At 45.8% G+C, this 14206-nt stretch carries 13 protein-coding genes, 3 tRNA genes, 1 rRNA gene and 1 pseudogene; 6 read left to right on the top strand and 12 right to left on the bottom strand.

Translation table 11 applies throughout. From position 1 onward, the window contains the following. Positions 1-263 precede the first annotated feature (263 nt). The 4 genes from P4S58_RS15520 to P4S58_RS15505 form a co-directional block, all read right to left on the bottom strand. Positions 264-339, bottom strand: a tRNA-Val gene (locus P4S58_RS15520). A gap of 62 nt (positions 340-401) precedes the next feature. Next, positions 402-477: transfer RNA gene (locus P4S58_RS15515), tRNA-Lys, on the bottom strand. Position 478: 1 nt separating this feature from the next. Beyond that, positions 479-554 (bottom strand) — tRNA-Glu (locus tag P4S58_RS15510). A 67-nt stretch (positions 555-621) separates the two neighbouring features. Beyond that, positions 622-2163: ribosomal RNA gene (locus P4S58_RS15505) — 16S ribosomal RNA — on the bottom strand. 565 nt (positions 2164-2728) lie between these two features. Here P4S58_RS15505 and P4S58_RS15500 point away from each other — a divergent pair. Continuing rightward, a complete protein-coding gene (locus P4S58_RS15500; protein ID WP_102964114.1) occupies positions 2729-3280 on the top strand; it encodes a gamma carbonic anhydrase family protein in 552 nt (183 codons plus the stop codon). Here P4S58_RS15500 and P4S58_RS15495 read toward each other — a convergent pair whose 3' ends face one another. The 4 genes and pseudogenes from P4S58_RS15495 to P4S58_RS15480 form a co-directional block, all read right to left on the bottom strand. Continuing rightward, positions 3281-3547, bottom strand: a complete 267-nt coding sequence (locus P4S58_RS15495; RefSeq protein WP_102964113.1) for a DUF1488 domain-containing protein — start codon at positions 3545-3547, stop codon at positions 3281-3283. Beyond that, positions 3547-4376, bottom strand: a pseudogene (gene aroE, locus P4S58_RS15490) (shikimate dehydrogenase). Before aroE ends, P4S58_RS15495 begins: the two are co-directional and overlap by 1 nt. 82 nt (positions 4377-4458) lie before the next feature. Further along, positions 4459-5373: an oxygen-dependent coproporphyrinogen oxidase gene (gene hemF, locus P4S58_RS15485; RefSeq protein ID WP_102964111.1), complete on the bottom strand. Its 915-nt coding sequence runs from the start codon at positions 5371-5373 to the stop codon at positions 4459-4461. Positions 5374-5408: 35 nt separating this feature from the next. Continuing rightward, positions 5409-5966: an L-threonylcarbamoyladenylate synthase gene (locus P4S58_RS15480; RefSeq protein WP_102955518.1), complete on the bottom strand. Its 558-nt coding sequence runs from the start codon at positions 5964-5966 to the stop codon at positions 5409-5411. 236 nt (positions 5967-6202) lie between these two features. Between P4S58_RS15480 and purE the strand changes: the two genes are divergently transcribed. Next, the gene (gene purE / locus P4S58_RS15475; RefSeq protein WP_042489409.1) at positions 6203-6688 is read left to right on the top strand and encodes a 5-(carboxyamino)imidazole ribonucleotide mutase; all 486 of its coding nucleotides are present in this window, start codon (positions 6203-6205) and stop codon (positions 6686-6688) included. Positions 6689-6691: 3 nt separating this feature from the next. Continuing rightward, on the top strand, positions 6692-7825 hold the full coding sequence (locus P4S58_RS15470; protein ID WP_102964110.1) for a 5-(carboxyamino)imidazole ribonucleotide synthase: 1134 nt from the start codon (positions 6692-6694) through the stop codon (positions 7823-7825). Between the two features lie 51 nt (positions 7826-7876). Here the strand turns inward: P4S58_RS15470 and P4S58_RS15465 are convergent, their stop codons facing one another. The 4 genes from P4S58_RS15465 to P4S58_RS15450 are packed head-to-tail and all read right to left on the bottom strand — an operon-like array spanning position 7877 to position 11160. After that, positions 7877-8440: a DNA topoisomerase family protein gene (locus tag P4S58_RS15465; protein WP_102964109.1), complete on the bottom strand. Its 564-nt coding sequence runs from the start codon at positions 8438-8440 to the stop codon at positions 7877-7879. A 15-nt stretch (positions 8441-8455) separates the two neighbouring features. Then, a complete protein-coding gene (locus P4S58_RS15460) occupies positions 8456-8932 on the bottom strand; it encodes a DUF494 family protein (protein ID WP_042489417.1) in 477 nt (158 codons plus the stop codon). Positions 8933-8934: 2 nt separating this feature from the next. After that, positions 8935-10050 (bottom strand): DNA-processing protein DprA, encoded by a 1116-nt coding sequence (gene dprA / locus P4S58_RS15455; RefSeq protein WP_102964108.1) that lies wholly within the window; start codon positions 10048-10050, stop codon positions 8935-8937. Between the two features lie 12 nt (positions 10051-10062). After that, positions 10063-11160 (bottom strand): LysM peptidoglycan-binding domain-containing protein, encoded by a 1098-nt coding sequence (locus P4S58_RS15450; protein ID WP_180980174.1) that lies wholly within the window; start codon positions 11158-11160, stop codon positions 10063-10065. 138 nt (positions 11161-11298) lie between these two features. Between P4S58_RS15450 and def the strand changes: the two genes are divergently transcribed. The 3 genes from def to rsmB all read left to right on the top strand — a co-directional run bounded on the left by def (position 11299) and on the right by rsmB (position 14175). After that, the gene (gene def, locus P4S58_RS15445; protein ID WP_042489422.1) at positions 11299-11811 is read left to right on the top strand and encodes a peptide deformylase; all 513 of its coding nucleotides are present in this window, start codon (positions 11299-11301) and stop codon (positions 11809-11811) included. A gap of 15 nt (positions 11812-11826) precedes the next feature. Continuing rightward, positions 11827-12774, top strand: coding sequence for a methionyl-tRNA formyltransferase (fmt, locus tag P4S58_RS15440; protein ID WP_102964106.1), 948 nt, complete (start codon positions 11827-11829; stop codon positions 12772-12774). A gap of 120 nt (positions 12775-12894) precedes the next feature. Continuing rightward, positions 12895-14175: a 16S rRNA (cytosine(967)-C(5))-methyltransferase RsmB gene (gene rsmB / locus P4S58_RS15435; protein ID WP_102964105.1), complete on the top strand. Its 1281-nt coding sequence runs from the start codon at positions 12895-12897 to the stop codon at positions 14173-14175. Positions 14176-14206 lie beyond the last annotated feature (31 nt).

Below are 14206 nucleotides of genomic sequence, written 5' to 3'. Positions count from 1 at the left end.
GACTCAAATATGAATACTTACTTAAAAAGTAAGATTCCCAAGAACACTTGAATGTGTATTGGTACCTACATCTCTATGAGATATAGGATTTGAGAACTTTTAATAGTTAATAATTAAATCAAATTATTAACTGTCAGCTTTCCAAATTGTTAAAGAGCAAAGTGCATTTTCATCACTTTTTAAGGATCCTCGTCGTCAAAAGTCCGAACCACGTACGTTTTATTGAAGTGGTTTGGATTCTTTATCCAAAAATGCTTAAAGAGTGGTGGGCGATACCGGGTTCGAACCAGTGACCCCCTGCTTGTAAGGCAGGTGCTCTCCCAACTGAGCTAATCGCCCACATTTTCTAACTTGTCTTCACTTTAAAAAGTGAAATCAAACTAGTTTCCTGTGGAAGGAAATGGTGGGTCGTGCAGGATTCGAACCTGCGACCAATTGATTAAAAGTCAACTGCTCTACCAACTGAGCTAACGACCCATGGTATCCCGTAGGGGAGTCGAACCCCTGTTACCGCCGTGAAAGGGCGGTGTCCTAGGCCTCTAGACGAACGGGACACTAAGATACTCTTATCTTTCTAAACCTAATCAATCTGTGTGGACACTCATCAAGAGAATCTTTACGTAAGGAGGTGATCCAGCGCCAGGTTCCCCTAGCGCTACCTTGTTACGACTTCACCCCAGTCATGAACCACAAAGTGGCAAGCGTCCTCCCGAAGGTTAAACTACCTGCTTCTTTTGCAGCCCACTCCCATGGTGTGACGGGCGGTGTGTACAAGGCCCGGGAACGTATTCACCGTGACATTCTGATTCACGATTACTAGCGATTCCGACTTCATGGAGTCGAGTTGCAGACTCCAATCCGGACTACGACGCACTTTTTGGGATTCGCTTACTCTCGCAAGTTCGCTGCCCTCTGTATGCGCCATTGTAGCACGTGTGTAGCCCTACTCGTAAGGGCCATGATGACTTGACGTCGTCCCCACCTTCCTCCGGTTTATCACCGGCAGTCTCCCTGGAGTTCCCGACATGACTCGCTGGCAAACAAGGATAAGGGTTGCGCTCGTTGCGGGACTTAACCCAACATTTCACAACACGAGCTGACGACAGCCATGCAGCACCTGTCTTACAGTTCCCGAAGGCACACCTGCGTCTCCGCTGGCTTCTGTAGATGTCAAGAGTAGGTAAGGTTCTTCGCGTTGCATCGAATTAAACCACATGCTCCACCGCTTGTGCGGGCCCCCGTCAATTCATTTGAGTTTTAATCTTGCGACCGTACTCCCCAGGCGGTCTACTTAACGCGTTAGCTCCGAAAGCCACGGCTCAAGGCCACAACCTCCAAGTAGACATCGTTTACGGCGTGGACTACCAGGGTATCTAATCCTGTTTGCTCCCCACGCTTTCGCATCTGAGTGTCAGTATCTGTCCAGGGGGCCGCCTTCGCCACCGGTATTCCTTCAGATCTCTACGCATTTCACCGCTACACCTGAAATTCTACCCCCTCTACAGTACTCTAGCTTGCCAGTTTCAAATGCTATTCCGAGGTTGAGCCCCGGGCTTTCACATCTGACTTAACAAACCACCTGCATGCGCTTTACGCCCAGTAATTCCGATTAACGCTCGCACCCTCCGTATTACCGCGGCTGCTGGCACGGAGTTAGCCGGTGCTTCTTCTGTCGCTAACGTCAAATAATGCAGCTATTAACTACACTACCTTCCTCACGACTGAAAGTGCTTTACAACCCGAAGGCCTTCTTCACACACGCGGCATGGCTGCATCAGGCTTGCGCCCATTGTGCAATATTCCCCACTGCTGCCTCCCGTAGGAGTCTGGACCGTGTCTCAGTTCCAGTGTGGCTGATCATCCTCTCAGACCAGCTAGGGATCGTCGCCTTGGTGAGCCATTACCTCACCAACTAGCTAATCCCACCTGGGCATATCCTGACGCGAGAGGCCCGAAGGTCCCCCTCTTTGAGCCGAAGCTATTATGCGGTATTAGCCATCGTTTCCAATGGTTATCCCCCACATCAGGGCAATTTCCCAGGCATTACTCACCCGTCCGCCGCTCGCCACCCGAGAAACAAGTTTCTCTGTGCTGCCGCTCGACTTGCATGTGTTAGGCCTGCCGCCAGCGTTCAATCTGAGCCATGATCAAACTCTTCAATTTAAGATTTTGTCGGCTCAACGAATACTGACTTCAAAACTGCTCTTACTCGAAAGTAAGACGTAATTTTAAAGCTATTACCATTCCAACAGAATGGTAATGAATTGACTGTGCCAAGACCGAAGTCTTGATTGGTCACTCAGTTCATTGAAACCTAAGTTGCTTCACTACAAGAGAGAAGACTTAACTTTGATTTTCATCAACGAGTGCCCACACAGATTGATAGGTTTAAATTGTTAAAGAGCTTTCTTCCTACACGTTAGTGACTTAGGTCACTTCGGAAGAGGCGGTCATTTTAGCGATATAAACTTTCGTGTCAAACACTTTTTTAAGTTTATTTTCGTAGGCTTTCAGCCTTACAAAACAACCTTGCTGAACACCTTTTGTTTCTTTCGAAGCTTGTCCGTGTCAGCGAGGGGGCATTATAGAGATCAGCTTCACATTGGCAAGTGCTTTTTTGGCTTTTTTTCTATTTTTTGTTTGTTTGACTGTTTTTTGCGCGCAACGGGCTATAAATGCAACTAATTGGCTTTTAATATGCCATTGTCAGCCAGAAAAAGGAGGCCACATGAGCCCTGTTCGTAGTTACAAAGGTATCGTACCTAACATCGGTTCCCGAGTTTATATCGATTCAACGTCTATAATTGTGGGCGATATTCAATTAGGAGACGACGCCAGTATCTGGCCATTAGTCTCTGCTCGCGGCGATGTTAACCACATACATATTGGTGAACGTTCTAACATCCAAGATGGTAGCGTATTGCATGTCACTCACAAAAATGCCGATAACCCGAACGGCTACCCACTCATTATAGGTAATGATGTGACTGTCGGTCATAAAGTTATGCTACACGGATGTACAATTGGCGATCGCGTACTCGTTGGTATGGGCGCTATTGTTCTGGATGGCGTTGTAATAGAGAGTGATGTAATGATTGGGGCAGGCAGCTTGATTCCTCCGGGGAAAGTCCTTGAGAGTGGCTACTTATATGTCGGAAGCCCTGTTAAGCAAGCTCGTCCTCTTTCTGATAAAGAACGAGCTTTCCTACAAAAATCTGCCGATAACTACGTGCAGACGAAAAATGACTATTTAAACGATGTTAAAGATGTTGTGCTTTGATTAGCTGACAACTTCTATTTGTCCAAGCTGATTGAAGGCTTCGTCTTCAATCAGTTCCTCAGCCAATTCCTCTAGGTCAAAGCGAACAGTCTCAAATGCGGCTAACGCTTCTTGCTCACTACTAATAGTGACACCCGAGATCTTCGCAAGCTCATCGAGCGTAACAATACATTCAATTAAAGCACCAGATTGCTGAGCAGGGAATGTTACGGCTTGTAGCTCACTGTTCCACTCTTGCATGTCAGGGAAAAGAATCGATTGGTTCATTAGCCTTCCAAATTTTTTCTTAATTCACGATGGATTTGTTTTGTGCCGGGACGCAAACCGCGCCATAACATAAAGCTCTCGGCTGCTTGCCCAACTAACATTCCCAAGCCGTCATAGACATGACCACAGCCATTATCCAGTGCCCACTGGTTAAAGATGGTTAGGCCTTTGCCATACATCATATCGTAGGCCACACTCTGGGCACTGAATATAGAAGGCGAAATTTCCGGTAACTTTCCATCTAAGCTTGCAGAGGTTGAATTGATAATAAGATCAAAGCTGCCCTCAATTTGGCTCATCTCTGCAGCATTCACTTTTCCTAAACCGCTGAAGGCGTTCGCTAATGACTCCGCTTTTGCAAACGTTCGATTGGTAATGGTAATACTTTCAGGCTCTTTATCAATCAATGGTTTCAGTGCACCTTTAGCTGCACCACCAGCACCGATCAGTAGAATTTTAGCGCCTTTCAGCGGCACCTGATATTGCATAAGATCTTGTACCAGACCTTCACCGTCGGTGTTATCACCTAAGATCTCACCGTCATCCAGTTTCTTCAACGTATTCACCGCACCAGCAAGTTGTGCTCGCTCGGTTAAACGATCTGCAAACTTGTAGGCGTCTTCTTTAAAAGGAACCGTAACATTACAACCACGGCCACCGTTGGCAAAAAAGCTTTTGCAGTAGCTACAAACCCATCAACTGGCGCTAACTCAGCGGTGTATTCCATGCTTTGATTGGTTTGACGCGCAAACAATGTGTGAATGAACGGTGATTTGCTGTGTCCGATAGGATTACCAAATACCGCATAGTGATCTTTTACAAAAGCCATATCCCTGCCTCTACCAATAAAAAGGTCGCTAAGTCTGTTATTTAACAATACTTAACGACCCTATCACTCAGTGCAATTTCTGTCACCACTCGCGCGGCACTAAAAACTCATTCAGTTTAGCTTCGTTGCTGCCAGCTTCCGGCTGGTAGTTATATTCCCAGCGAGCGAGTGGCGGCATAGACATCAGTATTGATTCAGTACGACCACCAGTCTGCAGGCCAAAAAGCGTTCCTCGGTCAAACACTAAGTTAAATTCCACGTAGCGACCACGACGATACAACTGGAATTGACGTTCTCTCTCGCCATACTCGGTTGCTTTACGACGTTCAACAATCGGCACATAAGCTTGGCAGTAACCTTCACCGACCGCTTTGATATAGTCAAAGCACTTATCGAACTCCCAATGATTCAGATCATCGAAGAAAAGGCCACCGACACCGCGAGTTTCTTCTCGATGGGGAAGATAGAAATAGCGATCACACCATTCTTTATGTTGCTGATAAATATCATCACCAAACGGTTCACATAACGCTTTTGCGGTTGAATGCCACTGCTGGCAATCTTCAATAAAAGGATAGAAAGGTGTTAAGTCGAAACCACCACCAAACCACCAAATTGGCTCTTCACCTTCTTTCTCTGCAATAAAGAAGCGCACGTTGGCATGAGATGTTGGAACATAAGGGTTTTTCGGATGCATAACTAAAGAGACACCCATAGCTTCAAACTTACGTCCCGCTAGTTCAGGGCGATGCGCCGTTGCTGACGCTGGCATTTGTTTTCCAGTAACATGTGAGAAGTTCACGCCACCTTGTTCAAACACCAAACCATCACGCATCACACGAGAGCGGCCACCGCCGCCCAACTTTTCGCCTGGCTCTCGATGCCACGCATCTTCAATAAACTTGGCACCACCATCAACATCCTCTAATTGCTGGCAGATTTGATCTTGTAGTGAAAGCAAAAACTGCTTTACGGCTTCTTTATTAATTGTCGACATCTTTTGTTCCTTACGCATTCCCATCGCAGAGTGAGTTAGCCCTGTCTTAATACTTGTAGGGTTTTCGCATCGCGAATTTCACTTGGTTTGTTACGCCCGCCAGTTGCGCCACGCAGAATCGCAACCAGTTTGTCGCCAAGCTGCTCTTCAACTTCTTCCGTTGTCATACACGAAGGTTGACCAGTTAAGTTTGCACTGGTTGAGGTTAGCGGTTTACCGTAAGCGTTGCACAGTTGTTGAACCAGAGGATGATCGGTCACACGCACTGCGATGGTATCAAACTGACCACTCACCCATTTGGATACTTTACTGCTCGCAGGTACAACCCAAGTAACAGGACCGGGCCAGGTTGATTTGATTTGTAGTAATTGTTCTGCGGTTAACTGGCTTTCATCTATATAAGGAAGCAGTTGTTCGTATGAGGCTGCAATTAAAATCAAACCTTTCTCTACAGGTCTTTGCTTTAGTTGCAGTAACTTCTCGATGGCTTCTGGACTGTCCGGATCGCAACCCACACCAAAAACACCTTCTGTCGGGTAGGCAATCACTTCACCAGACTTCAATGCATGTAAAGCTTGTTCAAAATTATTCACGAAAACTACCTAATTGAGCTGACTTATTTCTATTTGCGCCCAGTGTACAAATTATCGGTGATTTCGCCTATACCTTAACGAGCGGAAGTTCAAACCACGCTTCCATGAACATCGAAGGGTAATTTGTCCGCCAACATTTGTTGATTACAACAACGCAATCGTTTGCTTGATGTAAAAATCCTCGTATAATGCGCGGCGTTCGCTCACCAAAATAAATATGCTTGAAGGAGTTTGAGATGAAAGTCGGTATTATCATGGGTTCCAAATCGGATTGGCCAACCATGAAACTTGCAGCAGAGATGCTAGAGCAATTCGGTGTTCCTTATGAAACGAAAGTAGTTTCAGCTCATCGCACTCCACAACTCCTAGCAGACTACGCAAGCAGCGCGAAAGAACGCGGCCTAAAGGTTATTATCGCTGGTGCTGGCGGTGCTGCCCACCTACCGGGAATGACAGCAGCATTCACTAGCTTGCCAGTTCTTGGTGTACCGGTTCAGTCTCGTGCTCTTTCTGGCTTAGACTCCCTATACTCTATTGTTCAAATGCCAAAAGGCATTGCGGTAGGTACGCTTGCGATTGGTGAAGCTGGCGCGGCTAATGCAGGGCTTCTAGCGGCTCAAATCATCGGTACTTTTGATGAAGAAGTGATGGCAAAAGTGGAAGCTTTCCGCACGGCTCAAACAGAATCTGTACTGGCAAATCCAAATCCAGCCGAGGAATAATTGATGCACGTATTGGTATTAGGTTCAGGTCAGCTTGCACGTATGATGTCATTGGCTGGCGCACCACTTAATATTGAAATTTCTGCGTTTGACGTTAACAGCAAGAATGTTGTTCATCCTTTAACTCAAGCTGTGATTGGTCATGGTTTAGAGCAAGCGATTGAAAAGGCAGATGTCATTACCGCTGAGTTTGAGCATATTCCTCATGATGTGCTTGAAGTGTGTGAACGTAGCGGAAAGTTCCTGCCAAGCACAGACTCCATTAAAGCTGGCGGTGACCGTCGACTTGAAAAAGCACTGTTAGATAACGCTGGCGTACGTAATGCAAAGTACACCGTTATCAATAGCCGTGAAGATTTCGATACTGCGATCGCTCATGTAGACGTTCCTATGGTACTAAAAAGTGCTTTAGGTGGTTATGACGGCAAAGGTCAATGGCGTCTGAAGAACAAGGAAGATGCAGATGAAATTTGGCCAGAAATGGCAGAGTGTATTGCTTCTTCTAATAACCAAGCGATTGTTGCAGAAGAATTTGTTCCTTTTGACCGTGAAGTTTCTCTGGTTGGTGCTCGAGGCAAAAATGGCGAAGTTGCCGTTTATCCATTAGCTGAAAACGTGCACGTGAATGGCGTCCTTAGCCTTTCAACCGCTATTGATGCTCCTGAGCTACAAGAACAAGCAAAAGAGATGTTTACAGCTGTGGCAAACAGCTTAGATTACGTTGGCGTTTTAGCTCTAGAGTTCTTTGATGTTCAAGGAAAACTGCTGGTTAACGAAATTGCACCTCGCGTACACAACTCTGGTCACTGGACACAACAAGGTGCGGAAACCTGTCAGTTTGAAAATCATCTACGCGCGGTTTGCGGCATGCCATTAGGCAGTACCAAACTGGTTCGCGAGACATCGATGATCAATATTCTTGGCGAAGACTCGTTACCAGAAAGTCTGCTAGCAATGGAAGGTTGCCATATTCACTGGTACGGAAAAGAAAAGCGTCCGGGCAGAAAAATGGGCCACATCAACGTGACGGCTGACTACCACGGCGAACTAGTTCGTAAACTGTGTGAACTGGCGGATGTTTTAGATGCAGAAGCATTTCCAGCAGTTCAGGAAGTTGCCAAACAATTTAAATCTTAAGATTTAATTCCAGATACAAAAACGGCGCTTAAAGCGCCGTTTTTTATGGTTCTATTCCTGAATATGCCCACACTTGCGATCCGCACATTGATACTTAGTGCCGCTAGCGAGCTTCTTCTCAACCAGTAATGAGAAACCGCATTTCTCGCACTTACCTGCTACTGGAGGTAAGTTAACGGCAAATTTGCACTTAGGATAAGTATCACAAGCATAAAACGTTTTACCGAAACGCGTTTTACGCTCGGCAAGATGCCCTTTACCGCACTCAGGACAAGCATGTAACTTGCTTTGTTTAGTTTCATCTGCAGGATTATCTTGCGATTCGATATGGTGACATTTAGGGTAAGCACTACAGCCGATAAACATGCCATAACGCCCTTGGCGCAATACCAACTCACTCCCACATTCAGGACATGGCACACCAAGTTCTTTCACTATATGTCCGTCATTCTGGTGCAGTGGTTTTATGTAATCGCAATCAGGATATTGAGTACAGCCGAGAAACGGGCCGTGTTTGCCATGGCGAAGCTGTAACGCTCCGCCACACTTCGGACAAGGTTCGTTCAGCGCATGCTCATGAGCTGAAAATAGCTCGCTATCAATTTTACCGCTCATAATACGTCTATTAGCTTAATGAAGAATACCTTGCTCTTTGCTGTACAAGAGCTCTTCCATAAGCGTATAAGCATTCTCATTCCCGGGAACGTTGAACAGCACCATTAGAATGATCCACTTCAGGTCATCCAACTCTAATTCATTGGTCTCTAGCCCCATCACTCGATCGATCACCATTTCGCGAGTTTCAGGTGTTAATACCTTAATTTGCTCTAAAAATAGGATGAAACCACGAGATTCTAGGTCTAGACGCTCCATCTCTTGCGCTGTAAAAATACGCATAGATGTCGCCGCACTGGTTGAAATCGCTGACTGTGCATCCGTTTGTTGCAATGCTGCTAGCTCTTCTAACCAGTTTAGGGCTTTGTAGATATCTTTTTGGTGAAACCCTGCTCGAAGCAATTCATCTTCAAGCTCGTCTTGATCCACTTGCAACTCTGCATCGCTATGGATATAAGTTTCAAACAGATACATCAGAATATCCATCATCATAGCTAGCCCCTCCCCTTACGAATATAGCCACCGGAAACTGCAACAACATGCCCTGAAAGCTCAAGCTCTAAGAGCTGCATCATGACTTCTTGGACAGGTATATGGGTCCTGCTTGCAAGAATATCAACTGGTATAGCTTCTTCTCCTACGTTAGCTAACAGCTCGGGAAATGGCAATTCATCTTCGCTATTTAAGGGTAAAAAAAGTGTATGCTGACATTGCTGATGCTGTAAGCGATTGAAATCCAGCATAGATTCAAGTTCATCAACAATCTGTTGTACATTCTGAACTAAGCATGCGCCCTGCTGAATTAAGCGATTACTGCCCACACAATTGGGATTAAGAATAGATCCCGGTACCACAAAAACCTCTCGGTTTTGTTCTGTTGCATAGCGAGCGGTAATCAAAGATCCGCTTTTTTCGGCCGCCTCAACAACCAGAACCCCCATAGATAAACCACTGATGATTCGGTTGCGCCGAGGAAAATGGGTTGGGCGAGGTTTCGCATTAGGACGAAACTCTGAAACTAAAGCTCCGTTTTCAATAATACGAGCAGCGAGATTTTTATGTCTTGAAGGATAGATAGACGCTAGCCCAGAACCTAAAACAGCGATCGTTTTGCCACCTGCTTTTAAGGCACCATCATGTGCATAGCCATCAACTCCCAAGGCTAAACCACTAGTGATCACCAACTCTTGTTCCACTAACTGCCCTGCAAACTGATGAGCAATCTTCTGACTATCAATACTGGCGTTACGACTACCAACAATAGCGATTTGTGGCTGATTCAATGTTTCCGGTTGTCCTTCAACAAACAAAACATCTGGTTTTGAGGAGATTTGTTGCAGTAGAGCAGGATACGAATCACAAAATGGCGTGATGATATGCCTTCCGGCTTGTGCCTTTAACCATTCGAGAGATTCTTCCACCTCTCGCTGAGCATCATGCACTAAATAGTGGACCTGATTTGAAGACAAGCCAGCCGACTGCCACTGGCTGGCTGAATAGCTAAAAATGTTGGAGAGGGAATCTCGGCTCAATAACTGTTTAACAGACTTTTTGCTCAATTTTGGCGTAAAACTTAGCGCCAACCATGCTGATAAATCCCTTTCATTCATGACTGACTCTATTTAATCGTCCGTATCAAAAGATTGAGGCAGAGCGGCATTAGCCGCGAGCGGAGACAAGGCCATAACATCTTGATTGAATGCCGTTTGACTGCGGGTGATTAACGCTAAGCTGAATTTGTCATACGGACGGATGACCATTAACTCGCCGACTTTCTTGCTTGGCAATCGCATCCCTTTATCAAACCATTTCTTTTCATAGCTAAACTGACCTTGCGAACCAAAAACATGACTGCCCGTATTAAAAACTTCGAACATACAGCCTTGTTTTAAGCCATCTTCACCACCTTGGCTCAAAATAACAACCTGCCCTTGGGCATAATACTGACTGCCTTCCAGTGCTCCCAATATACGGGCATTGACACTTTCTGGAGCAGGATGAGGGAAAAATGTGGTGGTCAGTTTTAAGCTCTCAATATCAACTAGGGGTAAAACGATATCGTTTTGTACCACTTCTTGAGACTGTTCTTTAATACGCAATGTTGAAATCGTTTCGTCGGCTTGGACAAGTTCGCCCGTCGCGATTAGGCGCAGTGCCACTAATACTTCCTTCTCTCGCTCAAATTCACTGGCGGGGCGATAAACCCCCCATTGGGCTTGAGTGTGACGCCCAGTAAAATAGAGCTGATCTTGTTGGGTGATGTACTGATGTCCTTCACTATCCCCTATTACTTTACTGCTGGTTGCCAAAACGTCTTTGCTTATCAATCGGTCAGACTGTAAATAAGGCATCACTAAACCTTGTTCCACAATCGGCACCGGTTGCTTTTTCACTTTACGAACTTTAGGGCTTAGGGTGACTTTAGGTTTGAACTTCAGCTGAGGCTTACCGTTGTTCCAGACTAAATAGAGCTGATCACCGGGATAAATTAAATGTGGGTTTTCAATATCAGAGTTGATGTCCCACAGCTGCGGCCACAACCAAGGGTTGTTTAAGTACATGGCCGATATATCCCACAAGGTATCTCCTTTCACGACTGTGTAAGTCGTCGGCGCGCCTTGCTTAAGCGTCAATTGGGTAGGTTGTTGGGCGAAAGCCTTTAAAGAAAAGCCATTTAGCGCAATGAACACTAGGAGAAAATAACCTTTCAATCGAGTCATGACCTTATATCCTGCGTTAAATGAATGAGAATGATTTTGATAAATCACGCAGGATGCTGTCATTTGACTCATAAAATGTCTAGAATTGAGCCAACAAGCTTTATCCTGTTTCGGCCTAGTTCAATATTTCGAGTGTATATGTCTGTATTACAAGTATTAACATTCCCAGATGACCGTCTTCGCACCGTTGCCAAGCCGGTTGAAAAAGTCACACCAGAGATCCAAACCATCGTAGATAACATGATTGAAACCATGTACGACGAAGAAGGTATTGGTTTAGCTGCGACGCAAGTCGACATTCACCAACGCATCGTGGTGATTGATATTTCTGACAGCCGTGATCAGCCAATGGTATTGATTAACCCAGAAATTATTGAGAAGCGCGGCGAAGATGGTATTGAAGAGGGCTGTTTATCTGTCCCTGGTGCTCGTGCTCTTGTGCCACGTGCTGCTGAAGTCACCGTTAAAGCTCTTAACCGTGATGGTGAAGAATATACTTTTGAAGCAGATGACCTTCTGGCGATTTGTGTACAACACGAATTAGACCACTTAGAAGGCAAACTATTTGTTGATTATCTTTCACCGCTAAAACGTAAGCGCATCAAAGAGAAGCTAGAGAAAATCAAACGCTTCAACGATAAGAATCAATAAAATAGAGAGGTTACCTTGAGCCAATCATTACGTATTGTCTTTGCAGGTACTCCGGATTTCGCCGCCCGTCACTTGGCGGCGTTGTTGTCTTCGGAGCACGAAGTTATTGCAGTTTATACTCAGCCGGACCGTCCTGCGGGCCGCGGTAAAAAACTGACTGCCAGCCCAGTAAAAACTCTAGCGCTTGAGTATGATATTCCTATTTATCAACCTGAGAACTTTAAATCAGATGAAGCCAAACAAGAGTTGGCTGATCTAAATGCTGATTTAATGGTTGTGGTTGCTTACGGTCTACTGTTACCACAAGCAGTTTTAGATACACCAAAACTGGGTTGTATTAATGTGCATGGTTCAATCCTGCCACGCTGGCGTGGTGCGGCTCCGATTCAGCGCTCTATCTGGGCGGGTGATGCGGAAACAGGTGTAACCATCATGCAAATGGACATCGGTTTAGATACTGGCGATATGCTGAAAATTGCTACGCTGCCAATCGAAGCAACGGATACCAGCGCATCCATGTACGAGAAACTTGCAGATCTAGGCCCACAAGCTTTGGTTGAATGTTTAGTCGATATTGCGAACGGCAATGCGAAAGCTGAAAAACAAGACGATGAGCTTGCCAATTACGCCAAGAAACTGAGCAAAGAAGAAGCTCGTATCAACTGGAGTGATGATGCAGCACACATCGAACGATGCGTTCGTGCATTTAACCCATGGCCAATGAGTCACTTTGAAGTTGCAGAAAATAGCATCAAAGTTTGGCAAAGCCGTGTTGTGGATCAAAGCTCAGACCAACCTGCTGGTACCATAATACAAGCCGACAAAACCGGTATTTATGTGGCAACAGGCAAGGGTGTATTGGTACTAGAACAGCTTCAAGTTCCGGGTAAAAAAGCAATGCCTGTACAAGACATCCTTAATGCACGCGCAAGCTGGTTTGAAGTCGGCTCTCTACTGAACTAACGGTTCCTAGCCACTTCACTGAGTTGTGGCTAGATCTCCCTGAACTGAATGATGTCAGTAAGGGAAAGTACATTAATCACAGGGGCAGAGATGTCCCTATTGAATTTTAAGGGTTTCACCATGAATGTTCGCGCAGCAGCTGCTAACGTCCTTTTCCAAGTGGTCGACAAAGGTCATTCACTTTCTCACGCTCTTCCAGCAGCTCAAAAAACCATTCGCCCGAGAGATCATGCTCTGTTGCAAGAGATTTGCTACGGCGCTCTACGTTATCTTCCTCGTTTAGAGTCTATTGCCAATGAGCTAATGGAGAATCCTCTCAAGGGTAAGAAGCGCGTTTTTCACCACCTGATTCTGGTCGGGCTGTATCAATTAGGTTTCATGCGCATTCCTTCTCACGCAGCAGTTGCTGATACAGTGGAAGGCACAAAAACTCTGCGTGGTGAAAACCTGAGTGGACTCATTAACGCTGTATTGCGTAATTATCTGCGCAATCAAGAAGAGCTGGACCAATTCGCCGTTAGTCACAACGCGGGTAAATATGGTCACCCAAACTGGATTCTTAAAATGCTGCAAGAAAGCTACCCACAACAGTGGGAAGCGATCGTAGAAGCGAACAACAGCAAAGCACCAATGTGGTTGCGTGTGAACCGCCAGCATCATACTCGAGATGAATACCAAATCCTTCTGGACGAGGCGGAGATTGAATACACTCTTCACCCAGAAGCGGCTGATGCGATTAAACTGACCACACCTTGTGATGTCACCTTGCTTCCGGGCTTTGAAAAAGGCTGGGTATCGGTGCAAGATGCAGCAGCTCAGTTGGCGATTGATTACCTTCAACCAAAAGAAGGTGAACTCATTCTTGATTGCTGTGCGGCGCCGGGTGGTAAAACTGCACATATTCTGGAACATACCGAAGATACAGAAGTGGTTGCGCTTGATAGCGATGCGACACGACTGAATCGAGTGCACGACAACCTAGAACGTTTAAACCTGAAGGCCGATGTTATTTGTGGTGATGCACGTTATCCGCAACAGTGGTGGCAAGGCGGACAATTTGATCGTATTTTGCTCGATGCGCCATGTTCTGCGACAGGTGTCATTCGTCGTCATCCGGACATCAAATGGTTACGCCGCGCGAATGATATTGATGCATTAGCCGAGCTACAGCGTGAAATATTGCAGGTAATGTGGCAACAATTGAAGCCTGGTGGTACGTTAGTTTACGCAACATGCTCAATTACCCCTCAGGAAAATGTCCTGCAGGTTAAAGACTTTTTAGCGCGTACAGCTGACGCGCAACTGATTGGTTCAGATCCAGAGCAACCAGGTCGTCAAATTCTTCCTGGTGAGCAAGATATGGATGGCTTCTACTACGCTGTTATGGTTAAAAACGCGTAAGTTATTGAATCAAAGGCAGCCTCAGGCTGCC

The sequence above is a fragment of the Vibrio sp. Hal054 genome (assembly GCF_037162405.1).
GTDB classification, from domain to species: Bacteria; Pseudomonadota; Gammaproteobacteria; order Enterobacterales; family Vibrionaceae; genus Vibrio; species Vibrio diazotrophicus.
The sequence above is the reverse complement of the archived record's forward strand: the minus strand, read 5'-3'. Positions and strand labels throughout refer to the sequence as shown.